The 23,655-nt window shown below is 61.7% G+C and carries 20 protein-coding genes; 10 read left to right on the top strand and 10 right to left on the bottom strand.

The window, feature by feature from the left end; all coding sequences use genetic code 11:
• Positions 1-63: 63 nt before the first annotated feature.
• Positions 64-2,028: a KUP/HAK/KT family potassium transporter gene (locus tag ACYU70_RS02805; RefSeq protein ID WP_342298248.1), complete on the top strand. Its 1,965-nt coding sequence runs from the start codon at positions 64-66 to the stop codon at positions 2,026-2,028.
• Between the two features lie 102 nt (positions 2,029-2,130).
• Here ACYU70_RS02805 and ACYU70_RS02800 read toward each other — a convergent pair whose 3' ends face one another.
• A complete protein-coding gene (locus tag ACYU70_RS02800) occupies positions 2,131-3,945 on the bottom strand; it encodes a M61 family metallopeptidase (RefSeq protein WP_342298249.1) in 1,815 nt (604 codons plus the stop codon).
• A gap of 135 nt (positions 3,946-4,080) precedes the next feature.
• Between ACYU70_RS02800 and ACYU70_RS02795 the strand changes: the two genes are divergently transcribed.
• The 3 genes from ACYU70_RS02795 (at position 4,081) to ACYU70_RS02785 (ending at position 6,861) form a co-directional block, all read left to right on the top strand.
• Complete coding sequence (locus ACYU70_RS02795; RefSeq protein WP_342298250.1) at positions 4,081-4,977, top strand: C40 family peptidase; 897 nt, start codon at positions 4,081-4,083, stop codon at positions 4,975-4,977.
• Positions 4,978-5,589: 612 nt separating this feature from the next.
• On the top strand, positions 5,590-6,030 hold the full coding sequence (locus tag ACYU70_RS02790) for a DUF2147 domain-containing protein (RefSeq protein ID WP_342298251.1): 441 nt from the start codon (positions 5,590-5,592) through the stop codon (positions 6,028-6,030).
• 195 nt (positions 6,031-6,225) lie between these two features.
• On the top strand, positions 6,226-6,861 hold the full coding sequence (locus ACYU70_RS02785) for a hypothetical protein (protein WP_342298252.1): 636 nt from the start codon (positions 6,226-6,228) through the stop codon (positions 6,859-6,861).
• Between the two features lie 79 nt (positions 6,862-6,940).
• On the opposite strand, the gene ACYU70_RS02780 is transcribed toward ACYU70_RS02785, so the two are convergent.
• Entirely contained in the window at positions 6,941-9,013 is a 2,073-nt protein-coding gene (locus tag ACYU70_RS02780) for a M1 family aminopeptidase (RefSeq protein ID WP_342298253.1), read from the bottom strand.
• Between the two features lie 188 nt (positions 9,014-9,201).
• On the opposite strand from ACYU70_RS02780, the gene ACYU70_RS02775 reads away from it, so the two are divergent.
• Positions 9,202-11,496, top strand: coding sequence for a T9SS type B sorting domain-containing protein (locus ACYU70_RS02775; protein WP_342298254.1), 2,295 nt, complete (start codon positions 9,202-9,204; stop codon positions 11,494-11,496).
• 99 nt (positions 11,497-11,595) lie between these two features.
• Here the strand turns inward: ACYU70_RS02775 and ACYU70_RS02770 are convergent, their stop codons facing one another.
• The 3 genes from ACYU70_RS02770 to ACYU70_RS02760 all read right to left on the bottom strand — a co-directional run bounded on the left by ACYU70_RS02770 (position 11,596) and on the right by ACYU70_RS02760 (position 12,911).
• Positions 11,596-12,249 carry a cytochrome c oxidase subunit 3 gene (locus ACYU70_RS02770; protein ID WP_342298255.1) on the bottom strand — a complete coding sequence of 218 codons (654 nt, stop codon included), beginning with the start codon at positions 12,247-12,249 and terminating at the stop codon, positions 11,596-11,598.
• An 85-nt stretch (positions 12,250-12,334) separates the two neighbouring features.
• The gene (locus ACYU70_RS02765; protein ID WP_198068216.1) at positions 12,335-12,673 is read right to left on the bottom strand and encodes a hypothetical protein; all 339 of its coding nucleotides are present in this window, start codon (positions 12,671-12,673) and stop codon (positions 12,335-12,337) included.
• Positions 12,666-12,911: a hypothetical protein gene (locus ACYU70_RS02760; protein WP_342298258.1), complete on the bottom strand. Its 246-nt coding sequence runs from the start codon at positions 12,909-12,911 to the stop codon at positions 12,666-12,668. The genes ACYU70_RS02765 and ACYU70_RS02760 overlap by 8 nt, the downstream gene beginning before the upstream one ends.
• Before the next feature lie 180 nt (positions 12,912-13,091).
• On the opposite strand from ACYU70_RS02760, the gene ACYU70_RS02755 reads away from it, so the two are divergent.
• From ACYU70_RS02755 to ACYU70_RS02740, 4 genes are all read left to right on the top strand, one after another.
• Complete coding sequence (locus tag ACYU70_RS02755) at positions 13,092-13,625, top strand: TapB family protein (RefSeq protein WP_342298260.1); 534 nt, start codon at positions 13,092-13,094, stop codon at positions 13,623-13,625.
• Positions 13,626-13,697: 72 nt separating this feature from the next.
• On the top strand, positions 13,698-14,549 hold the full coding sequence (locus tag ACYU70_RS02750) for a hydroxymethylglutaryl-CoA lyase (RefSeq protein ID WP_342298261.1): 852 nt from the start codon (positions 13,698-13,700) through the stop codon (positions 14,547-14,549).
• 12 nt (positions 14,550-14,561) lie between these two features.
• Positions 14,562-15,305, top strand: coding sequence for a (Fe-S)-binding protein (locus ACYU70_RS02745; RefSeq protein ID WP_342298262.1), 744 nt, complete (start codon positions 14,562-14,564; stop codon positions 15,303-15,305).
• A 44-nt stretch (positions 15,306-15,349) separates the two neighbouring features.
• Entirely contained in the window at positions 15,350-16,609 is a 1,260-nt protein-coding gene (locus tag ACYU70_RS02740) for an O-antigen ligase family protein (RefSeq protein ID WP_342298263.1), read from the top strand.
• Positions 16,610-16,944: 335 nt separating this feature from the next.
• Here ACYU70_RS02740 and dapA read toward each other — a convergent pair whose 3' ends face one another.
• Positions 16,945-17,829 (bottom strand): 4-hydroxy-tetrahydrodipicolinate synthase, encoded by an 885-nt coding sequence (dapA, locus tag ACYU70_RS02735; protein WP_342298264.1) that lies wholly within the window; start codon positions 17,827-17,829, stop codon positions 16,945-16,947.
• Positions 17,830-18,067: 238 nt separating this feature from the next.
• On the opposite strand from dapA, the gene ACYU70_RS02730 reads away from it, so the two are divergent.
• On the top strand, positions 18,068-19,003 hold the full coding sequence (locus ACYU70_RS02730; protein ID WP_342298266.1) for a polysaccharide deacetylase family protein: 936 nt from the start codon (positions 18,068-18,070) through the stop codon (positions 19,001-19,003).
• A gap of 163 nt (positions 19,004-19,166) precedes the next feature.
• On the opposite strand, the gene ACYU70_RS02725 is transcribed toward ACYU70_RS02730, so the two are convergent.
• The 4 genes from ACYU70_RS02725 to ACYU70_RS02710 all read right to left on the bottom strand — a co-directional run bounded on the left by ACYU70_RS02725 (position 19,167) and on the right by ACYU70_RS02710 (position 23,417).
• Positions 19,167-19,688 (bottom strand): hypothetical protein, encoded by a 522-nt coding sequence (locus tag ACYU70_RS02725; protein WP_342298268.1) that lies wholly within the window; start codon positions 19,686-19,688, stop codon positions 19,167-19,169.
• A gap of 138 nt (positions 19,689-19,826) precedes the next feature.
• Positions 19,827-21,950: an NAD-dependent DNA ligase LigA gene (ligA, locus tag ACYU70_RS02720; RefSeq protein ID WP_342298270.1), complete on the bottom strand. Its 2,124-nt coding sequence runs from the start codon at positions 21,948-21,950 to the stop codon at positions 19,827-19,829.
• Between the two features lie 143 nt (positions 21,951-22,093).
• Positions 22,094-22,705: a DUF4920 domain-containing protein gene (locus ACYU70_RS02715; RefSeq protein ID WP_342298271.1), complete on the bottom strand. Its 612-nt coding sequence runs from the start codon at positions 22,703-22,705 to the stop codon at positions 22,094-22,096.
• Positions 22,706-22,796: 91 nt separating this feature from the next.
• A complete protein-coding gene (locus tag ACYU70_RS02710; protein WP_342298272.1) occupies positions 22,797-23,417 on the bottom strand; it encodes a hypothetical protein in 621 nt (206 codons plus the stop codon).
• Positions 23,418-23,655 lie beyond the last annotated feature (238 nt).

The following is a 23,655-nucleotide window of genomic DNA, read 5'->3' as shown; positions in this document are numbered from 1 at the left end:
CATCTGCTACCTTCGCGCCCCGTAAACCAATTGTAGCCCCCGATACCCGACCCTTACCCTACTATGAGTTCCGATACGAAACATTCGCACACCGCCATTTCTGGGGCGGGGCTGCTGATTGCCCTGGGCATCATTTACGGCGACATTGGCACTTCGCCGCTCTACGTGATGTCGTCCATCCTGAAAGGGGCCAAGGTGCCGGACATGATTGATGCCCATCTGGTGCTCGGCGGCATTTCCTGCGTGATTTGGACGCTCACCCTGCAAACCACCGTCAAGTACGTGTTGCTCACGCTGAACGCGGACAACAACGGCGAAGGTGGCATTTTTTCGCTCTACGCCCTGGTGCGGCGGCGCGGGGCCTGGCTCTCCGCCGTGGCCATTATCGGCGGCTCGGCCCTGCTGGCCGATGGCGTGATTACGCCGCCCATCTCGGTGTCATCGGCGATAGAAGGATTGAAAGCCGTGTATCCGGCCCTGACGCAGGACATTATTGTGTTCATCGTTATTGGCATCATCGCCGGCCTATTCTTACTGCAAAGCTTTGGTACCCAGATTGTAGGCAAGGCCTTTGGGCCGATAATGTTCCTGTGGTTCACCATGCTGGGCGTGCTGGGCATGAGCTGGATTATCCAGAACCCCATCATCCTCAAGGCCTTCAACCCCTACTACGCCTACGATTTGCTGGTGCACTACCCCAGTGGTTTCTGGCTGCTGGGCTCAGTTTTTCTCTGCACTACCGGGGCCGAAGCCCTGTATTCGGACTTGGGCCACTGCGGCAAGGGCAACATTCGCATCAGCTGGACTTTTGTCAAGACTACACTGCTACTCAACTATTTGGGCCAGGGCGCGTGGTTGCTGGGCCACCTGGACGAGAAGCTCGGCGGCCGCAACCCGTTCTATGAGCTGATGCCTTCATGGTTTCTGCTCATCGGGATTGGCATCGCCACCATCGCGGCCATCATTGCCTCGCAGGCCCTTATCACAGGCTCGTTTACGCTCGTGGCCGAGGCTATCCGCTTGAATATGTGGCCCAAAGTGAAGCTCAACTACCCCACCGACGTGAAGGGCCAGCTCTTCGTGCCCAGCATGAACCGCCTGCTACTGCTGGGCTGCATCGGGGTGGTTTGGTACTTCAAAAAGTCGGAAAACATGGAAGCCGCCTACGGCCTCGCCATCACCCTGACCATGCTGATGACCACCATCCTGCTCACTATGTGGCTGAGGATGAAGAAGGTGGCCCTGCCGCTCATCATTCTGTTCGCGGTGGTGTATGGCATTATCGAAGGCTCGTTCCTGATTGCCAACATGATTAAGTTTCCGCACGGCGGCTGGGTTTCGCTGGCCATCGGCGGCACGCTCATGGCCGTGATGTACGTGTGGCTCAAGGCTTTCTACATCAAGCGTCGCCTCACGGAATTCGTGCGATTGGAGCCTTATGTGGATGCTCTCAAGCAGCTCAGCGACGATGATTCCATCCCGAAATACTCGACTCACCTCGTATTCCTGACTTCGGCCGAGCGCAGCACCGAAATCGAGCAGAAAATCATCTATTCCATTTTCCAGAAGCGCCCCAAGCGGGCGGATATCTACTGGTTCATCCACGTCGATACCACCGACGAGCCTTATACGATGGAGTACAAAGTGACCGAAGTGGCTAAGGACGACGTGTTCCGCATCAATTTCCGGCTCGGATTCCGGGTGCAGCAGCGCATCAACCTCTACTTCCGCAAGGTGATTGAGGACCTGGTGCGTAACAAGGAAGTGGACATCACCTCGCGCTACGAGTCCTTGAGCAAGCAGCACGTCACCGGCGATTTCCGCTTCGTAGTGCTGGAAAAATTCCTCAGCATCGAGAATGACTTCCCGACCGTGGAGAAACTGGTGATGCAGGCCTACTTCTACATCCGCCAATTCATCGCCTCTGAGGACCAATATTTTGGCCTCGACACTTCTTCCGTGAAGGTGGAAAAGGTGCCGCTGGTAATTGCGCCGGTGCGCGAAGTGGCACTAAAGCGGATTAAGTAACCGACCATTTGATTCAACAAAAAAGCCCTGTGCATGCACAGGGCTTTTTTGTTGCGAATAACTTCTAGTGAGTTGCCAACGGACAATCCGTGTGTTCGCTCACTATTTCCCCAGCCACTTAGCCAGCACTTTCTGCTGGGCAGCGGTGGGACTGGCCACCGGCTGCACCGTGAACTTGCGGTCCGGGTTGGGCAGCGCCTTCAAGGTAATGTCGCGGGTGAGGCCGTCGCGGCGCACCTGCAGCTTCACTTCGGTGCCCACGGGGCTGCTGATGAGGGTTTTCACCGTTTCATCGCTGGGTGCGGCACCGTTGATGAGCAGCACTTCGTCGGTGGCGCTGAGGCCGGTGTTCCAGGCGGCACCGTCACGAATTACGCTGGCCACGAGCAATTTGCCGGTGCGATTCGAGAAGTTGGCTCCGAGCGTGCCATCAGTGCTCAGCGGCGCGCTGGTCAGCGTGAGGCCGGCGTAGCCGAGGGCGGTGGCGAAGTCGATGGGCTTGGTGCCGTACACGCTGTTCTGGAAGAACTCGTCGAAGCGGCGGCCGGCCACGGTGGCCACGGCATCCTGGTATTCCTGGTCGGTAAAGCCGCGTTTGGCTTTCAGATAATACGTGTCGTAGAGCAGACGCATCACGTCGTCGAGGTGCTTCGCGCCGTTGGTGGCCTGCGCGATGTTCAAGTCGAGCCAGGTGCCAATCAGGTCGCCCTTGGAATAGTAGCTAATTTGGGTATTGTTGGCATTTTCATTGGGCCGGTAATACTTAATCCAGGCATCAAAGCTGGACTCGGCGGCCGATTGAATGCGGTTGCCGGGCGTGTTTTCCACCTCCGTAATAGCATTACCCAGCTTGCCCAGGTACTCTTCCTTGCTAAGCACACCGGCGCGTTCCAGAATCTGTTTGGAATAATACTCGGTCATTCCCTCGCTCACCCAGAGCATGTGGGTGTAGTTTTCCTGGTCGTAGTTGAACGGCCCCAGCGCCACGGGCCGGATGCGCTTCACGTTCCAGAGGTGGAAATACTCGTGCGCCACCAGGCCCAGAAAGGATTTCATACCAGCATCGGTACCATAGGCGGCGCGGCTCACCTCTAGGGTGGTCGAATACAGGTGCTCCAGGCCGCCGCCGCCACGCTCCAGGTTGTGCACGATGAATACGTAATGGTCGAGCGGATTCTGGCCCACCACGCGGTGCGCTTCTTCGCATACGCGCTTCATGTCGGCCACCAGCTTGGTATCGTCGGTAGTGTAGGTGCCGTACATGGCCACCTGGTGCGGGGTACCGTTGGCGGTGAATTCCAATACTTTCTGGTTACCGATTTCAATCGGCGAATCAGCCAGCTCGTCGTAGCTCGCGGCTTTGTAAGTGAACTTGCCGGGGCCGGGGCGCAGGGCCGTGCTCACTTTCTCCCAGCCGGCGGCGGGCTGCACAGTCAGCGTGCTGCCCAACATCTTGTTATCGGCCGGGTACATGAACACGCTGCTGCCGTTGAGGTAGCCGTGGTCGGCGTCGATAAACGACGTGCGCACGCTTAGCTCAAACGCGTAAACCCGGTAGCTCACCCGGAAGCTTGCCTGCTTGGGGTGGCGCACCCGCCAGGTATTCTTGTTGATTTTCTCCACTGCCAGGGCCTGCCCGCCGCTGGTCTGGGCCTCGAAGCCCTCCACGTTCTTGGCGTATTCGCGCACCAGGTACGAGCCGGGCGCCCACACGGGCATTTTCACATCGGTATAGTCGGCCGAAAAGCCGCCCAATTCCATCTTCACCTCGAAGTAGTGGGACTGCGGCAGCGGCATAGCCAGCGTGTAGCGGAGCGTGGGCACCACGGCGGCCGGGCGCGCGTTAACACCCTCAGTTGCCAACAGCAGTCCCGCCAAAGCAGCGGTGCGAAGTAGTACGTTTGAATTTCTAAGCATTCGAAAAATGTCTAAATGGGAAGCAAGGGCACAAAGTAAGCCCCACGGGTTGCCTCCAACCTAGCGGGCAGCCCCGCCGTTAGGAGCTAGCGTGGCGCTTTTCCGGCGGCCCCGCTCCTTTTGCCGGAATTTTGTATGCGATATATCTGGATGATTTTTGTAGGGCTGCTGCTGGCAATGGTGGCCATCCTGCCGCGCTTGGGCAAGCACAAGCCCGCCCAACCCGCCACGGCAACCGGGCTGGCCGACGCCGACCTGCGCGCCCAGCCGGCCTCCCTGCGCACCGCCGCCACCGCCGCCCTCCCGCCCCGCGCCGATAGCATCGTGGCCTTCGGGCTGGCCCAGCGCGGCACGCCCTACGTGTACGCCGGCACCTCGCCGCTCACCGGGTTCGACTGCTCGGGGTTCATCATGTACACGTTTGCCCATTTCGGGGTGCCGGTGCCGCATTCCACGGCGCTGCTCATTGACGTGGGCCGGCCCGTAGCCCGCGCCGAGGCCCAGCCCGGCGACATCGTCGTATTCACCGGCACGGCTACTACCAGCACCACGCCGGGCCACGCCGGCATCGTGATATCGAGGCGGGGCGAGCTGCCGTTGCGCTTCGTGCACGCCTCATCATCGCGCCGCGAGCCCTTTGTGAAAGTGAGTCAGGTAGAGAACTCCGACTACGAACGGCGCTTCATGCAGGTGCGGCGGGTACTGGGGCCGGGCACCGGCATCGTAGCCACGGCGCGGCCGAAGCTGCTGTCGGCCCCAGCGAGCACACCACGCGTAGCCGTTCTGCCTCCCCGCCGAGTGGCCGTGGCAGAAGTGGCCGTGCCCGTACCCGCGCTTCCCCAGCGGCTGGCGACGAAGAAATACGCAGCGTCTTCAACCACCGTGTGGAAGAAGGCGGTGGTGAAGAAAGCGCATGCTAAAACCACCGTGGCGGCTAAAAAGAACTCGACTTCCACCGCGAAACGCAAGCTGCCGGCCAAGCCAGCTCATACAGCTGCCAGGAAGCGCCCGGCCAGTAAGGTCAGCAAGTAAGCCAGCCAGATTCCATTAAACGCAGCGATGCCCGGCCTGCCTTTGCCGTCCCACTAAAGGGCGGCTGGGCAAACCGGGCATCTAATCCTTCAAATCTTACCAAGCGGCGAAACTGGGGTGCAGTTCCGGCGTCTTTCAGATAAGACCTGGCCGAATGTGGGCAGCCTTAGGAGCTACCCCACGAAGCTGTTGTTAGGCGCGTACTGCGGTGAAGCGTACGACATTCGACAGGCTTGGCAGGATTTGTTTGGGACTACTAGACATTTTGTACCTCCTTTCTTTACGTTCGAAATAGCCTCATTTGCGCAGCCCAGCACCTTGGGGCCGCTTAAATGGGGTCGTAGCACTCACTACTGAGCGGTAAAGTTAATAGCGGGGGCTAAGGTTCAAAATCTGCCTGGCTTTTTTGGGGCGATACCGCTCAAAAAGCGGCTTTAAGACTGATTAACAGCGGTATTATTTTTCCAGACAATCCTTGATTTTCTCCCGGTTGGCCCATCGCACAAACTTGGCCGTAAACTTGCCATACCAATAATGTGCGGCCAGCTGGCTTGGCCTCTGAATTTTTTGCTTACCTTTTCCCCTCAAACCCACCTCATCCATTCTTCAGAAATGAAAAAAACCTTGCTCTTACTGGTTGCCCTCGTGCTGGGCCTCGCTGGCATGGCCTCCGCCCAAACCATGTCGCCGCTGGGCATCTGGACCAATTCGGAGAAGAAAGCCACCTTTGAAATCTACAAGTGCGGCGACAAGCTGTGCGGCAAAATTGTGAGCCTGACCATTCCCAATGACCCCGCTACCGGCAAGCCCAAAACCGACTCGCAAAACCCCGACCCCAAGCTGCGCAGCCGCCCCCGCCTGGGCTTGGTGTTCATGCAGGGCTTCAAGTACGACAGCGACAACAAGTGGGACGATGGCAAAATCTACGACCCCGAAACCGGCAAAACCTACTCCTGCTACATGAAAATGGAAAGCCAGAACACGATGGAAGTGAAAGGCTACATCGGCTTCTCGCTCATCGGCAAGTCGCAGACCTGGACGCGGGTGAAATAACCCCAGCAACCTCCTCCTGCCCCGCTAGTGCTCCGGCCGGCTTTCTACCCAGAAGGCCGGCCGTTTTTTGTGGCATGGTATCGGCTTTGCGGCTGCCAATTGGGCTTATTTGAGCATATTTGAAGGTTCAAGCCGCCCGCCGCGCCTAAACTATTTGCCCAAGCCGGTGTTTCGACTCCACTAACGTCCCCTGTTTTGTTCGATTTCATTCAGCAGCTGTTCCGCCCCAAAGCGGCCGCCCCGGCGGCCTGGCACGCCGTCGCCCTCACGGCGGCGCAGGCCCGGCGGCACGCCCGCTGGGTAGAGCAGCGCGTGTTTCTGAACTGGCTGGAACCCTACTACAAAGCCTACCACCTGCGCAAAGGCGGGGCCGGCGGCAGCCGGGGCCTGCAAGTGCAAATCATGCACGAGGCGGGCCGCCAGGGGGCCATGTTTTTCTTCGACCCCACCATCGGGCCGGGCAATTTCCGGCATTTTTATGAGCACCTGGGCGAGCGACTGCTCGGCCTGGGCTACCACCGCGCCTGCGCTGACCAATGCACCCAGCGCAAGCAGCACCTGCGTGAAACCGTCCTCAAGCAGCTCTTCAAGCCCAACCCCACCGACTGCCCCGAAACGGGCAATTGTAATCAGCGATTCGGCTTGGTAACCATTGATTTGGTGGCGGTAAACGGGCAGCCCATGTTCATCCGCATCACCAGCAACGCGGTGCTGCAACCCGGTTTCACGCCCGCCAGCTCCTTCGATGAGCTGCTCCAGCACCTGCTCGATGCGCCGCCGCCCACGCCGGCCACCCAGGCACTGATTTCAGAGTATCATAGCCAGTTCTAATGGCTCGGAGCCATTGTATTAAAGCCCAAAAAAGGCCGCCCCAATCCGGAAGCGGCCTTTTTTGGGCTAAAACGAAAAGCTAATCCCGCACGAATTGCCCCCGGCCCAGCATGTCGCCACCGGAGCCGAGCAGGCGCAGATAGTATAGGCCCGGGGCCAGGGCGTGGGTATCGAGCTGGGGCTGGGCGGTGCGCAGGGCCTGGCGCAGCACCACGCGGCCGGTGGCATCCACCACTTCGGCGCGGGCGGTGGTGGCGGGCACGGCGGCAAGCTGTAGCTGGTCGTGGCAGGGCACGGGGAATAGGGTGAGCGGGGCCACGCCAGCGGTGGCGCGGGTGGCCAGGGCGAGGCTGTTGTCGCGCACGGGCGCGGGGGCGGGCAGGTCCAGAATCCACTGGTCGGGGTCGACGGCGATGCTGGATGCCATGCCGGTAGCTGTAAACTGGAACGTCTGGGTGGCTTGCGACTGGCGCAGGCGCACCGTCTGCGTGGTGCCGTTGGTGAAGGTGAGGCGGTAGTCAACCTGAGTGTCGAAAAACGGCGTGACGGCGGGCACCGAGGCCGTTTCGGTCACGCGGAGCACGACGGTGCTACCCACTTGGTTCCACCGGCCATTGAAGGTGGGGTAGCCATTGCCCCGAAACCACTGCTGAAAGAAATAGGTGAGCGAGAAGCCGGCTTCGGCCTCGAAGATGCGCTGCAAATCGGCGGTATGCGCCGTGGACCCTCGGTAAGTGGTCTGGTACGTGCGCAGGGCGCGGAAAAACTTCACGTCATCGTTCAGCAGGTAGCGCAGCATGTGGATGACGGCCGCACCCTTCTTGTACGTCAGGGCAGTGCTGAAAATGCGGCCGACGTTGGTGGTATCGGCCACGTACACGCTGCCGGAGTTTTGCTGGGCCATAGCGTGGGCATTGTCCATCCAGGTGCGGGCATTAGCGGCCGTGGCAAAGGTCTGATACGAAAGGTATTCGCCGTAGGAAGCAAAGCCTTCGTTCAGCCAGATGTCCTCCCACGAAGCGCAGGTCACGTTGTCGCCGAACCACTGGTGAAACAGCTCGTGGGCGGTGAGGTTGAAGAAAAACCCGTCCTGTGTCGTCATGGTCTGATGCTCCATGCCGCCGCCCAGGCCCAGCGGGGCCATGCTGTGGCCATACTTTTCGTTGGCAAACGGATAGAGGCCCACCAGATTGGAGTAGTTTTCGATGAAGGCGGGCGTCCGGTCAATTTCGAACTGGTAATACGTCAGCGCATCCTGGTTATACAGGTAGTTGACGATGGGCACCGTCGGCCCGCCCGTGGGATGGGCGTAGTTCACATACTCCACGTAGGGCGCTACCGACACCGAAATGAGGTAATAATCAATCGGATGGCGCGATTTCCACTCGTAGCGGACCTTGTTGTTGGGCAGGCTCACGGTGCGCGCCAGCACGCCGTTGGAGCCCACTTTATTAGGCAGCGTGGTGGTCACCCACACGTCGCTGGAGTCGGCTTTATCAGTGAGCACCTGCTTGCACGGGAACCACTCGTGGGCCGAAAACGGCTCCGACAGACTGTAGGTGATGTTGTAGGGAATAACGTTGTTGAAGCCAATCTGGCCCTCGGTGCGGTTGCTCAGGCCGTTGCCAATGGCGGCCGAGTTGCCGCTCGGGGCCGTGCCGTGGTAGTAGATGCGGGCATCGGCCAGGGCATTGGCGGGGGCCACCTGGGCCAGCTTCGCGTTCACGTCCTGCCCCACCCGCCGGATGCCGGGCGAGCGTTTCCCGTTCACCACCACCGAGTCGATGAGCAGCGTGGCCGTGCCGGCCGGCGAACCCGCCGGGGCCTGGTACAGCTCAAACGCCAGCGAATCAAGCGCCTGACTGCCCACCCGCACCCGCATCAGCACCGAGCCGGCCACGTTCAGCGAGGTATTTTCCAGGGCCAGGTCGAGCTTGTAATACTTGACATCGTAGCGGTTCATCTTGGCGCGGTGCGCCACCGATGAAGTAGCAGTGCGCTGGGCATTGGCAATGCGGCCCGCCGCACAGACCAATCCGGCATCCGGACCGGCCAAAATTTGCCGGGGCGCGGTGGGCGCAGATTGCGCCAGCAGCGGCGCGGGAATACTGAGCAAGCAACTGGTAACTAGCGCGTAGAGGTGACGGTGCATAGGGAAATAAGGTGGAAAATTAAGGAAATCGAATCCGGTCTGCGCCGGTTGAGCATTGAGTATCCGAAGGTACGTTGGCTATGGGCAAAATGGCTTGGCCGGCACCGGCCACCGCCCGGCTTACTATTGCCCTGAGCGGGCGTATATTTCGGCTTTATCAGGATTTAATTTGCTTTTTCCCGTTTGGCATGCTCTACCGCCCCCGCCTGCTCCAGCCCTTTTCATTTGGTTTTCTGCTATTTATACTGGGCTGGCTGGGGTTGGCGGGGCCGGCAAAAGCGACGCATATAGTCGGGGGTGAGATGGAGCTGGTGCACAATTCCGGCGACTCGTACACCCTCCTGCTCAACCTTTACTTTGACGCCTACAACGGCAGTCCCAGCGCCCTCGATGCCGACCTGACGGCCAGTATTTTCGACAAAGCCACCAACAACCGGATGATGAATGTGCTGCTGCCTCTCACCAGCAACACCTTCGTCAGTTACACCAACCCAGCCTGCGCCAAGCCCACGCTCAGCACCCGCCGGCTGGTGTATAGCAAGGTAATTTCGCTCCCGGCCGGCACGTACAATGGCCCCCAGGGCTACTACGCGGCCGTGGAGCGATGCTGCCGCAACAACTCCATCAGCAACATTGTGGACCCCGGCGGGGCAGCCCAAACCTTCTACCTCGAATTTCCATCAGTGGTGCGGCGCGGCCAGCCTTTTTACGATTCCACCCCGCGCATTTTCCCGCCCCTGGCCGACTACGCCTGCCGCAACGAGCTGTTTTACTACGATTTCGGCGGCCAGGATGCCGATAAAGACTCGCTGGTGTACGAGTTGGTGACCCCACTCAACGGGCATTCCAACGCCAACCAGCCCAAGCCGGCCGTAGCCTCGCCGGGTCCCTATTCCCCCATCACCTGGCAGCAGCCGGCCCCGGCGCTGCCCGGCCAGCCCGCGCTGCCGCCTTTGGGCACGCTTAATCAGATTCCGGGCACACCCACACTGCAAATCAACCGCTTTACGGGGCGGCTCACGGTGCGGCCCAGCAACCTGGGCTTGTTCGTGTTTGGCGTGAGCTGCTCGGAATACCGCAAGGGCGAAAAAATTGGCGAGTCGCGCCGCGACTTCCAGCTGATGGTCCTCAACTGCCCCACCAACACCAAGCCCAGCATGGTGCTGCTGCCGGCCACCGCCAGCAACGTCCCCTACCGGCCGGGCCGCGACACCCTGCACCTGGTGCCGGGCGGCAACCATTGCGTGCGCCTGCGCTTCACCGACCCCGACCCCAACTCGCGCCTCACGCTGTCGCTGAGTCCGGTCAATTTTTCGGGCCTGCTACCGGCATTCACCACGGCCACCAGCGGCGCGGTGCGCAGTCCCGGCCTGCCCGATACGCTCACGGCCACCCTCTGCTTTCCTGACTGCATCAACACCCACGGCAAGGTTTTCCTGCTGGACGTGGTGGTAGGCGACGACGGCTGTAGCCTGCCCAAGCGCGATACCGTGCGCGTGGCCTTCACCTCGGTGCCCCCGCCCAACTCGCCGCCCACGCTCACTACCACGGCCGGGCCATCCCTGCCCTTGCACGTGCGCGTGGGCGACCTGGTGACCTTCAACCTGACGGGAGCCGACCCTGATAACGACCCCATTCAGCTGGAAATGACCGGGCAGGGATTTTCGCCCGGCAGCCTGGGGGCTACCCTCACGCAAGCCCCGGCCGGCAACCAGCAGCTGGGGCGCTTCAGCTGGCGCGTGGACTGCCGGGCCGTGGGTCCGGATTCGTTGCTGGTATTCCAGTTTGCGGCGGCCACTACGCCCTGTGAGGCGCGGCAGGCGACCACGGTTTCGGTGCCTATCATCGTCCGCTACGCCAATACCCCGCCCGTGCTCACAGCCAGCCCGCTTTTCCCACTGCCGGCGGGCCCCGGGGTCCTTCCTTTAGTGCGGCTGCCGCTGGGGGCCACCTTCACCACCGCGCTGGCCGGGTTTGATGCCGACCGCGACGGCCTGACGCTGACTGCTACCAGCGAAAACTTTTCGCTGGCCGAAGCCGGCATGCGCTTCACGGCCCAGAACGGCGTGGGCGTGGCCGCCGGCACTTTCCGCTGGGATGTGAGCTGCGATGCCGTGGTGCTGCACCGCCCGCTGGATGTGACCTTCCAACTGGTGGATGCCACCTGCCGGCCCGCCGCCCAAAAGCAGACCGTGCGCTTCGAGGTCATCCGGCCCGACTCGCCGGAGCTTAAGCTCTACAACATCATCACCCCGAACGGTGACCGGATAAACGATGAGTTCCGTCTGCCGGAATTGCCGCTCAACTTCTGCGATGAGCAGTTTGCCAGCGTCCGGATTTTCTCGCGCTGGGGGCAGCAACTGTTTGAGTCGCATGACCGGGAATTCCGCTGGCCCGGCCAGGGCAGCGGCGGGCTGTACTACTATCTGGTGACCTACACTGATGGCCGCTCGTTCAAGGGCTGGCTGGAGGTGAAGCCGTAATCGGGCTCAATACCAACCCATTTTCAACGCGAAGGGCCGCTCCAGATGGAGCGGCCCTTCGCGTTGAAAATCAACAGTCAATGCCCGGCAATTTCAATTTCAATACATGAAAAGAAAGACGGCAAACAGCGCAACCCACAGCACGTCGATGAAGTGCCAGTAGGTGCCCATGAGTTGTAATTGTCGGCGATGATAGGGGTTGCGAATGAACACAAGCGAGCGCACAGCGTCACGGTCGGCGTGGGTTACGCGCAGCAGTAGCGCCAGCAAAAAGAGCATTCCGCCCAGCAGGTGGGCTACGTGCAGGGCCGAAATGAGGTAGATAAACTGGCCGCTGCTGGTGCTGGTAAGGCCCTGAAAGAACACACCCTGGGTCATCAAATCGCGCCAACCCAGCACTTGCAGGCCGGCAAATACGCAGCCCAGCAGCAGCGTGGCCCCTAGGCAGCGGGCCAGGCTGCCCAGGTCGTCCTGGGCGTAGAGGCGCCGGGCCTGGCCCATGGTGTAGCTGCTCAGGAGCAGCACAATGGTACTGAGCGAAAAGTAACGGGGCAGCGCGTGCAGCCCGGTGGGCACCCCGCTGCGCAGGCGGGTGGTCACGTAGGCCGCCACCAGCATCAGGAACATGATGGCGATGGCGACCATGGCCAGGTAGCCCGCCACCAGCAGCGGCGGCAGGCGCTCAATCCGGCCAAACGACGACGGGTTTCGTCGCGCTCCAACCTGCTTATTGCGTTCGAATTCGGAGTTCATGGGGTAGCACCAAAGGGGATACTACCAAAACTAACGCCGTGATAATTAGTTGCACAACCAGCCGGATTTGCCCGAAAGTTGCGCCCTACTTGAAGAACGAGCCAATCTTGCCCAGCACGGCATTGAGCGTGATTTTGGGGGTGCGCTGCACGCCGAAGGTCACGTAGGTTTTGCCGCCCACGCGCAGGTCAAGCACCCAGCCCAGCTGCCGGGCCAGGTCGTTGATTTGCTGGAGCGGGTCGGGGCCGCTGGATTTGGGAGCTTTGGGGGTGCCCGGCGGCTTGGGCGGGCCGGCCGTGAGCTCGTCGAGCACCTGCTGGCTGGGGATGTTCAGGATGAGGTAGGTACCGGCGGCGGCCAGCTGCAAGGCGTGGCCATTCCAGTTGATGACCAGCTGGGCTTCGATTTCGAGCGTGCTAGGCACCGGGATTGGGGGTGCTGCTGGTGGGCAATTGCGGCGCCGAGGCAGGCTGGTCGCCTCGCGTGCGGATGCGCAGCGAGCCGTTCAGCTTCCAAGTGGCGGCGGGGGCGTTGGGGTTTTGTGGGTTGGGCACTTGCAGCTCCATCTGGTCGAAGGCGCAGCTTAGCTCGACGCCGCCGGAGAGCTTGCCGAGCAGCGAGGCGGCCATATCGGCCCAGTTGGGAGAGGAGGAATCAGGCATAAAAACAGCAGATGGATGGTGAAAACCGAGGGGTCAAAACGCCCGTTAAAGCGGGCTGGCCGGCCGAAAGTACGACCTTTGCCCCTGCTAACGCAATGCGCAGGCCAGAGTTGCTACTTCATCCGCCGCGCTGGAATCCTGCGTAAAGCCCCTCCGACTGCTATCATTATTTCTCGTCCAATGCGTTTTCCAATTATCCGCGCCCTGCCCGCGGTGGCCATTTCGCTGTTGATTTCGGCTCCCGCCCAGGCCCAGCTTTCCAAAGAAGCCACTCGCTTTCCCCGCATCGCCGACATTGCCGACCTGACGTTTGAGCCCAGTGGCCCATTTGCCGGCGATGCTTCTGCGACGAGCCTGCCCGAAGGCCGGAATCTTCAATATGAGCTGCTTGATGCGGAGGGCAAAGCCACCGCTGCCCCGGCCGGGGCAGTAGCCCAGCTGGGCAGCGCGGCGAAGGCCAAACTGGACGCCACACTTATGCAAGTCCGGAAAGACCTGGCCCCGACGCTGGTGACGGTGCCGGCCGGCACGTTCAGCTGCTATCCGGTGGCGAGCCAATACGTGCAATCTACCACGCCGCAGCCCGGCCTGAAGGTGAAAAGCAGCGGCAGGCAGGTCGATTACTACGACCCCGCCGTCGGCCTTATCAAAACCGATTATTATGATAGCCACGGCCAGCTGCTGCAAAGCCGGGTGCTGAGCAAACTGCGGTAGCGTACGGCCCACGGCGGCGTGGGCGACTACCTTTGGGGCCTCCCCAAATCCGCCCCCTCACTCCTGCTGCCCATGAAGCTAATTGAATGCCCGCGCGATGCCATGCAGGGCCTGCCCGACTTCATTCCCACCACCACCAAAACCGCCTACCTCAACACCCTGCTGCAAGTGGGGTTTGATACGCTGGACTTTGGCTCCTTCGTGTCGCCCAAAGCCATTCCGCAGCTGCGCGACACGGCCGAAGTGCTGGCCGGCCTCGACCTGAGCGCCACCCGCACCAAGCTGCTGGCCATCGTGGCCAACCTGCGCGGAGCCGATGCAGCCCTGCAACATCCAGAAATCAGCTACTTAGGCTTTCCGCTTTCCGTTTCTGAAACCTTCCAGCGACGCAACACCAATCAGAGCCCGGCCGAAGCACTGGCCGAGGTAGCCGCCATGCACGAGCGCTGCGAGCAGCATGGCAAAACGCTGGTTACCTACCTCTCCATGGGCTTCGGCAATCCCTACGGCGATGCCTGGAACCCGGAAATCGTGACCGATTTCACCAGTAAGCTGGCGGCGCTGGGTATTCGCATCGTGGCGCTGTCCGATACCATTGGGGCCAGCACGGCGGCTACTATTGAGCCGCTGTTTTCAGCCCTGATTCCGGCCTTCCCAGCCATTGAGTTCGGGGCGCATTTGCATACCACGCCCACCAGCTGGCACGAGAAAGTGGCCGCCGCCTATGCGGCTGGATGCCGCCGTTTCGATGGCGCGATTGGCGGCATCGGGGGCTGCCCGATGGCGGCCGATGAGCTGACAGGCAACATGGCTACTGAGAATTTATTGGCTTTTCTGGCCGAAAAGGGAGTAGATTCGGGACTGGACCTGGCGGCGTTTGGGGAGGCCCGGGCGGCCGCAGGTCAGGTCTTTGGGTTTCATTAAAACTTCGTGCTGATGCCGACCACCGTCGATATTTTCATCCCCTGCTTCGTCGACCAGCTTTACCCGGCCACGGCCATGCACATGGTGCGCGTGCTGGAGCGGGTGGGCGTGAAAGTCAACTACAATCCCAACCAAACCTGCTGCGGCCAGCCGGCCTACAACGCCGGCTACGTGGACCAGAGCCGCGCTGTGGCCGACAAGTTCCTCACCGACTTCGCCGCCCCCGCCACCGACCAGCAGCGCTACATCGTGAGCCCCTCGGCCTCGTGCGTGGGCATGGTGCGCAACAGCTACACCGATTTGTACGCGGGCCGGCCCGAGCAGGCTGCCTGCCAGGGCGTGCAGGGCCGCGTGTACGAGCTGACCGAATTCCTGGTCGATGTGCTGGGCATCACGGCCGTGCCGGGGGCGCGGCTGGCCGGCAAGTACACCTACCACGACTCCTGCTCGGGCTTGCGCGAGTGCGGCCTGCGGGCCCAGCCACGCCAGCTGCTGGATGCCGTGGCCGGCCTGGAGCGCCTCGAAATGGCCGAAACCACCACTTGCTGCGGCTTCGGCGGCACATTTGCGGTGAAGTTTGAAGCCATTTCGGTGGCCATGGCCCAGCAGAAAGTGGAGCACGCCCTCGACACCGGGGCCGACTTCATTGTGAGCACCGACGTGAGCTGCCTCATGCACCTCGAATCCTATATTAAAAAGGAGAAGCTGCCGTTGAAGTGCCTGCACGTGGCCGATGTGCTGGCCAGCGGCTGGTAATTGGTCCTTAGCATTATCCCTGTTTCCTTCTCCTTATCTCTTTCGTGCAGCATTATTTATCCGGCCGGCTCTCGCAGTATCTGCTGCTGCTGGCTTGTTTGGCGGGCATTGCGGGCCTGCTGGCTTCCCGGGCTTTGATTGCCATTGCGCCCATTGTGGGCGTGGTGGCGGCCCTGGCCAACCCGCAGCTGCGGCAGGCCATCCCCGGCTATTTCCGGAACGGGGCGGCCATGCGGGCGGCGGCCGTGGTGGTTTTTCTGCTGATAAGTGGCTTTTACACCACGGAGCTGCTGGTGTGGCGGCACGAGTTGTTCCGCGACCTGACCTGGCTGGCGGTGCCGCTGGCCTTCACGCTGGCCGTGCCCCTCACGCGGGGGCAGCGCCTGGCGGTGGGCAGCACGTTTGTACTGGGCGTGGCGGCCCTGGGGCTGGTTACCGTGGTGCAATACTGGCAAAACCCTACCTCGGCCAACGAGGACATCATTTTTGGGAAGAACATGCCGACTTTCACCCACATTTTCCACATCTCGTTTGGGGTGATGCTGGCCCTGGGCTGCTACTGGGGGCTGCTGCTACGCCGCGAGGCGCTGGCGGGGCGGCTGCTGCGCGGGGCGCTGCTGGCGGCGGCGGCGACTGCAGTTATCACGTTGCACGTACTGGCCTACCGCACGGGCCTGCTGGTTTTCTACACGGCTTTATTTGCCGTGGTGGTGCGCCTGTTGCTGCGCCGCCACCTGGCACTGGGCCTAGGCCTGTTGGCGCTGCTGGTGCTGGGGCCGTGGGCGGCGCACCACGGGCTGAAATCGGTGCAGCAGCGGGTACAGGCCACGCAATGGGACATTGAACAGTTCACCCAGGGGCACGACATCAACGAGTATTCGTTGTCGCGCCGGCTGGCGGCCATCGAAACGGCGGGCCACGTCATTGCCCAGCACTGGCTGGTGGGCGTGGCCCCGGCCGATGCCCGCGCCGCCATGATGAACCAGTACGACTGGCAGGGCTTCGGCCTACGGCCTGAAAACCGCATCGAGGTGCACAACCAATTTCTGCAAGCCATGGTGGGCGGCGGCATCGTGGGCCTGGCCCTGCTGCTAGCCGTGATGGGCTGGCCCCTCACCCGGCCCTGGGCACGGCGGCAGCCCGCCATCGGGCTCTTCATGCTGATGCAGGCCACCAGCATGCTGGTCGATGCGCCACTGGACTTACAATTGGGCCTGAACCTGTTCGTCTTCGGCTACGGCTTCCTAGTGGTGGCCGGCGAGCGCCGCGCCACCGAATCCCTTGCCGGGCCGGAGGTGCGGTAAACGGACGGAACTTTGTATCGCAACTATTCCCCGCTGTATCGTGGGCACGGCGCGGTGTATCCTTTAACAGGCCCGATGTATAGCAGGAACTACTCGCTGTCCTAATTTTGAATCCCGGTGTATAGTGGGAACTAATCGCTGTCCTGATTTTGAACCATGATGTATTGTTGCACCAAGACGCTGTTCGCATTTCAGAATACTGTGTATAGCTGCACCGAGGCGTTGTCCTATTTTTGAACCCCTGTGTATCGTTGCACGTCGGTACTGTCCTGTTTCTGAATTCCGCTGTATCGTTGCACGCCCGTGCCGGGGCTTCGAGGGCCCCGGCACGGGCCTTACAGCGCCTTCCGAATCCGGTCTTTCAGGCCCTCGGTGGCTTCCAGCAGCGGCAGGCGCACGGCCGCGCCGCACACGCCCAGGGCTTCGAGCACGGCTTTCACACCCACGGGGTTGCTTTCCTCATACATGAGCGGGTTGAGGGGCAGCAGGTGGAACAGGCCCTCGCGGGCGGCGGCAAAATCGCCGGCCAGCGCAGCGCGGGTGAGGTCGGCGAAGCGTTTGGGGAAGGCGTTGGCGAGCACCGAAATGATGCCTTCGCCGCCGCAGGCAATGAGGGCGGGCGTAAGCATGTCATCGCCGGAGAGCAGCAGAAAGTCCTTCGGCTTGCGGGCCGCGATGGCCATGCACTGCTCCATAAAGCCACTGGCTTCCTTGATGCCGATGATGTTGGGGTGCTGGGCGAGGCGCAGCGTGGTTTCGGCGGTGAGGTTGGAAGCCGTGCGGCCGGGCACGTTGTAGAGGATGATGGGCAGCGGGCTGGCATCGGCCAGGCGCGTGTAGTGGGCAATGATGCCGGCCTGACTGGGCTTGTTATAAGCCGGGCTGGCCGAGAGGATGGCGGCCACGCCGCTGAGGTTGGTGGTGCGCAGAGCTTCTTCGGCGGCGGCCGTGTCGTTGCTGCCAATGCCGTAGACCAGCGGCACGCGGCCGGCCACGTGCTCAACGGCTACGCGCAGCAGCTCAACTTTTTCGGCAGCCGTGGTGGTGGGCGACTCGCCGGTGGTGCCGTTCACCACGAGGTACTCAACGCCACCCTCGATGCAGAAATCGAGCAGGCGGCGCCAGCCGGCATAGTCCACGGCCTGTTCCGGGGTGAAGGGGGTGACCAGGGCCACGCCCGTGCCATGAAACGCGGGAAGACGGGAGCCAGATTTGTTCATGCCGGGAGTTTGGGAGTTAGTTTTGTGGGCTGCAAAAGTAGCAGGTAGGGCTGCTATTCGGCGCTGGCATTGTTTCGGTATTGTTTACAGGAACGTCATGCAGAGCGCAGCGAAACATCTTGCCCGCTTCGTTGCGCTCTGCATGACGTGCTTACTGCATGATGTGCTGTGCTTACCCTAAATTGAATTCATCCCCTTATTCCCCCAAGTTGCGAAGCCCGGCTTCGTGCGTGTTACAATGAAATTCTCTTCTGCTTCCCTCCTGCTGGCAGCCCTCGCCGTGGCCGCCTGCGATTCTAAAACCGCCACCACCGGCGAAGCTGCCAACAGCAACGCCACGGTTTCGGCCGCTCCCGCCGACTCGGCCGCCGACCCCGCCGCCGCCGAAACCTCCGGCACCCGCGCCACCGCTACCGACGAGGCCAACGCCACGCCCGCCCCGGCCCCCAGCTCCATCCCGGCCAGCAAGGCTGGCGACGCAGCTGCCATTCTGGCCCGGCCGCAGGTGCCCATCCTCTGCTACCACCAGATTCGGGACTGGACGGCCCGCGACTCGAAGGGTGCCAAGGACTACATCACGCCCATTGCCACCTTCAAGGCCCACATCAAGATGCTGGCCGACTCGGGCTACCACACCATTTCGCCCGACCAGCTTTACGCCTACATGACCACCGGGGCCAAGCTGCCGAGCAAGCCCATCATGCTCACGTTTGATGACACTGACCTCGACCAGTTCACCATTGCCCGGCCCACGCTGGAGCAGTACGGCTACAAGGCCATGTACTTCGTGATGACCGTGAGCCTGGGCCGCCCCCACTACATGACCAAAGCCATGGTGAAGCAGCTTTCCGACGAAGGCAACATCATCGGCTCGCACACCTGGGACCACCACAACGTGAAGAAATACCAGGGCAAAGACTGGGAAACCCAAATCGACAAGCCCACCAAAACGCTGGAAGAAATCACGGGCAAGAAAATCAACTACTTCGCCTATCCCTTCGGCCTGTGGAACACCCAGGCCTTCCCCGAGCTGAAGAAGCGCGGCTTCGTGGCCGCCTTCTCGCTGGCCGAAAAGCGCGACCAGCAGGACCCCATGTTCACCATCCGCCGCATCATCGCCAGCGGCTACTGGAGCCCCAAGACGCTGCGCAATAACATCGTGCAGTCGTTCTAAGCGAGCTGGATTACCCAACAAAAAAAGCCCCGTCAATTGCTGACGGGGCTTTTTTGTGATTAAACGAAGTAGGGTGCGGGGCTTGCCCCCGCCCGTCGTTGAATGGAATCGTTGGAACGGTGCGACCGACGGGCGGGGGCAAGCCCCGCACCCTACATAAAACTCACGGAGCTTTCACGCCGCCGGTGCCGCTGGCGGCGGGCGGCATACCGGGCGGCACCTGGTGCACCACTATCACGAAGGGAAATTCGCCCTTCATCTGGCTGTAGATGGTGGCTTCGAAGTCGGGACCCTGATAGCGCACGGCTTCGCAGCTGGGGCAGGTTACGGGCTGGGCGGTGAGCTTGCGGCTTTTGAGCTCGCGGTTCAGCTCGCGCACGCAGCTGGCCTGGGTGGTTTTCAACACCACGTCCTGGCCGGGGCGCTGGGCGCGCATTTGCAGGCGGGCCGAGGGGGCGGTGCTGCCGGAGGGCACGAATGTCCAGGCCGCCTCACGCACGGTGGCGGTAGGGCCGACGTACGTCCACTCGAAAGTGAGGTGGTCCGTCACCACTTTGGGCGACGTTAGAGCCGTCGGCTCGGCTCCAATGGCCAGCAGGTCGGCCAGCGAAACACACTGCGCCCGCAATGCAGGGGCACAAATGGCCTGGCCCAAGAGGAATGCAAAAAGAAGAAGTGCGCGCATGGATGGGAAAATGGAGGTCAAAGGTCGGTATTTCAGCCCATAGACAAAAACTTAGCCGAATTATTTGCATCGAACCAAGCTGAATATACGGGTTTCGGTCTTCCTACTGCTTTTTACTAATTTCCCCGGCCGCTCGGGCTAGAACAGGGAGCCCTGCTGACCCGGCCCCGCCGCAGCGGGCGCGGGCGGCACCAGTGCTTCGGTAGCGGCGGCAGCTTCTTCGGGCGCTCCAGCATCGGCGGCGGGCAGCATGCCCATCAGGTCGGTTTCGGAGATGATGGGGACTTTAAAGCCCAGGGCTTTTTCGCGCTTGGCGGGGCCCATGTTGTCGCCGGCCACGAGGTAGCTCAGCTTCTTGCTGATGGAACCCGTGATTTTGCCGCCGTTGGAGGTGATGAGGTGCTGCAATTCCTCGCGGCTGTGCTGCTCGAACACGCCCGAGATGACGAACGTGAGGCCGGCCAGTCGGTCGGAAGCGGGCACGGGGGCTTCGCCGGTTACTTCCAGCTGCACGCCGGCCTGGCGCAGACGCTCCACCAGCTCCCGGTTTTCGGGCTGCTGAAACCAGTGCGCGGCGGCCACGGCAATCACACCTCCCACTTCGGGCACAGCGGCCATGTCCTCGGCGGTGGCGGCCATCAGCGCATCAATGCTGCGGTAGTGGGCGGCCAGCTTCTGGGCCACGGTTTCGCCCACGTAACGAATGCCCATCCCAAACAGCACGCGCGGAAACGGCACCAGCTTGCTGGCTTCGATGCCGGCAATGAGGTTGTCGATGCTCTTTTCGCCGAGGCGCTCCAGCGTCACCAATTCGGGCCGGCGGGCGGGCAGGTCGTAGATGTCAGCGGGGGTTTTCACCATGCCTAAATCGAATAGACGGCCCACGGTTTCGGCTCCGAGCCCATCGATATTAAGCGCTTTACGCGACACGTAATGCTCCAACCGGGCCTTGAGCTGAGGCGGGCAGCCACGCTCGTTGGGGCAGCGGAAATGGGCTTCGCCCTCGGGCCGCACCAGCGGCGTGCCGCAGGCCGGGCACGCCGTAGGGTACTGGATGGGCACGGCATCGGCGGGCCGGGAAGCGAGGTCCACGCCGGTGATTTTGGGGATGATTTCGCCGCCCTTCTCCACGTAAACCAGGTCGCCGAGGCGCAGGTCGAGCAGCTCAATCTGGTTGGCGTTGTGCAGGGTGGCGCGCTTCACCACGGTGCCAGCAAGCGGCACGGGCGTGAGCACGGCCACTGGCGTCACGGCCCCGGTGCGGCCCACGTTGTAGAGCACGTCGTTGAGGCGGGTGCGGGCGGCCTCGGCGGGGTACTTGTAGGCGATGGCCCAGCGCGGGCTTTTAGCGGTGTAGCCCAGTTGGTCCTGCTGGCGCAGGTTGTCAACTTTGATGACGATGCCGTCGGTGGCTACGGGAAGGTCGAAACGCTTTTTGGACCAGTAGTGCACGAAATCCAGCACTTCCTCGATGTTGGAGGCCCGACGCCATGTGTCAGAAACGGGCAGGCCGTATTGAGTTAGCGCTTCCAGGGCGGCGCTGTGGCTAGCGAAATGGCGGCCGGGCGTGAGTAGCGAGTAGGCATAAAACCGCAGCTTTCGTGCCGCCACCTGGGCCGAGTTCTGGAGCTTGAGGGTGCCGCTGGCGGCATTGCGGGGGTTGGCAAACAGGGCTTCGCCATTTTGCTCGCGCTCGGCGTTCAGCTCCTCGAATACCGGCAGCGGCAGAAAAACTTCGCCGCGCACTTCGAAGTCGTCGGGCTGGTCGGGGCCGGGGCGCAGGGCCAGTGGCAGGGTTCTGATGGTACGCACGTTGGCCGTCACCACGTCGCCGCGGGTGCCGTCACCGCGCGTCACACCCTGGGTCAGCTGGCCGTGCTCGTAGCGCAGGCTCATGGCCACGCCGTCAATTTTCAGCTCGCAGACGTAAGCGTAGGGCGCGCCCTCCAAGCCCTTTTGCACCCGCTCGTCGAACTCGCGCAAGTCGTCTTCGGAATAGGTATTGCCCAAGCTGAGCATGGGGAAGCGGTGCACCGCCGTGGGAAACTGCTTGGTGATGGTGCCGCCCACGCGCCGGGTGGGCGAGTTGGGCAGGGCCAGGTCGGGGTGCGCGGCTTCGAGCTGCTGCAATTCCGCCAGCAACTGGTCGAATTCCTGGTCGGGAATTTCGGAAATATCGAGCTGGTAATACTGGTGGTTGAGGTAGTGCAGCTGCTCGGTGAGGGCCTGAATGCGGTGCTGAATGGCGGGAGTATCGGGCATGGCGGGAGTGCCGGACGCGGCAAATCGAAGTCAATTATAACAAGACACGCAAGCTACGGCGGCGCGCCAAAACAAGCGATAAAACAGAAAAAGCCGCCCGACTGGGCAGCTTTTCTACTGTTATCAGGGTCAGGGACTAACCGCTAATTCTGCACCAGAACACCGTCGGCCATAAAGTTCAGCTCCTGTTTGGGCTGGGTGATGGCGGCGATTTCCGACTCGGGCTTGCCGGCATCGCGCAGGTAGTGCTGCTGGTCGGCCACGCTCACCGTTTCGCGGTGCGCCCAGCCGCTTACCACTACGGTGTGGCCGCTGAGGTCTTTGGGCACGAAAAAGGCGTAGTCGCGGAAACGGACGCGCATCTGCTGGCCGTCGGCAGTGGGTAAGGTCATCCAGCAGCCTTTGGCTTGGCACACGGCGGTGGCCTTGCCCACCACCTTCACCTGCGCCGAATCGCGGCTGCCGAGAGCAGTAGCGAGGGCGCTCATGGGCAACGCGCCGGCAGGCGTGATGGCCGCACCGTAGGTCTGGCCGGGAGTGGCCGGGGCAATGCTGGTGTTACCGGGGGCTTCGCCGTCCTCCTCTTCGCCCTCGCCCTCGGCACCCGCGCCTTTGGGCACTTCAGAATCGTGGCCGTTTACTTCCTGCTGGCCCTGGGGCACGGGCAGCACGGGGTTAATGGGAGCCGAAGGAAAGAATTTCAGCAACAGCAGAATGGCGACCAGTACGCCAGCAAAAGAAAGAAGGAATTTCATGATTCAAGTAATGGGAAATTGAAGCAGATGGGAGGCCGCCGTACTAAATGGCTCGGCGGCTAGCCGAAGCACAGCATTAGGACAATACCTATTACTGACTAATAACCACGGCTTTGCGTAACTTACGAACGTAGGCCATGCGGCGCTCGGCCCCGCCCGCGCCGGTATAGTCGAAGCCCACGGTGGCAGGGTCTTCGCGCAGGGCCGACCAGGTTTTGGCATCTACCTCAGCGGGCTGCTCGCTGCCGGCCGGGATAGCCGGCTGCATGAAATGCGCATCGGCAAAGAAGTTATTCATGCCCTGCAAAATGGCGATTTCCTGGTCGCGCACACTGGCCGATTGTGGGTCGGCAATGTCGGTGTGGCTAAGCAGGGCGCGGGCGGGCAGCACCTCGTGGCGCAACGTATCGCCGGTGCTGCTGGTCACGATGAGGTGGGCCTGGGCCGTGAGCACGCGGGGGCCGCGCAGCTGCAAAATAAAATTATCCTTGGTGGCCGGGTCCGAAAACGAGTGGGTGGCGCTCACGGTGTTGAGCACCGTTTTGCCGCTCACGCGCACGCGGCTGCCAGCGGGCGGCGGCGTGTAAGTAGAACGGGGGTCGGTGGCAGCGCTGCTCACCTCGCGCTCGGTGCTCACGCAGGAGGCCAGCTGGAGCGTGAAACCGGCGGCCAGCAGCGCCAGGGCAGAAAGTCGAAGATGTTTGATTTTCATAAAATGGAGCATGACCGAAGGAGGCCCAATGCACGAAGGTAAGATGGAAAATGAAGCCGATGCTATATAGAAAACCTACACGGGCGGCCAGCGTGGGGGATTTTACGGCAAATACGCAGCAATGGGTTTGACTTCGGCCTTTTGGAGCACTATCAGTCATTCCGACGCAGGAGGAATCTGACGATAACCGTTGTACGAATTCACTCAGATTCCTCCTGCGTCGGAATGACAGCGGCAC

The organism is Hymenobacter segetis, assembly GCF_054776495.1.
The sequence above is the reverse complement of the archived record's forward strand: the minus strand, read 5'-3'. Positions and strand labels throughout refer to the sequence as shown.